This is a genomic window from Bacillus sp. ISL-35 (assembly GCF_018613355.1).
Taxonomy (GTDB): domain Bacteria; phylum Bacillota; class Bacilli; order Bacillales; family Cytobacillaceae; genus Mesobacillus.
This window is the reverse complement of sequence record NZ_JAGGQK010000003.1, coordinates 1-270: the sequence shown is the minus strand read 5'-3', so window position 1 is coordinate 270 and position 270 is coordinate 1. Positions and strand designations below refer to the sequence as shown.

1 protein-coding gene is annotated in these 270 nt (G+C 62.6%); it reads right to left on the bottom strand.

Features of this window, described 5'->3' with window-relative positions:
- Nucleotides 1-270: hypothetical protein (locus J7E38_RS24430; protein ID WP_215038260.1), on the bottom strand; the 270-nt coding region annotated here is incomplete at both ends.

Sequence of the window (270 nt, the reverse complement as noted above, 5' to 3'; positions counted from 1 at the left end):
GACTGGACCGACCGGACCAACAGGACCGACTGGACCAACGGGACCAACAGGACCAACAGGACCAACAGGACCAACAGGACCAACAGGACCAACAGGACCAACAGGACCGACTGGACCAACGGGACCAACAGGACCGACCGGACCAACAGGACCGACAGGACCAACAGGACCAACAGGACCGACCGGACCAACCGGGCCAACAGGACCAACAGGACCAACGGGACCAACCGGACCGACTGGACCAACGGGGCCAACAGGACCAACAGGACC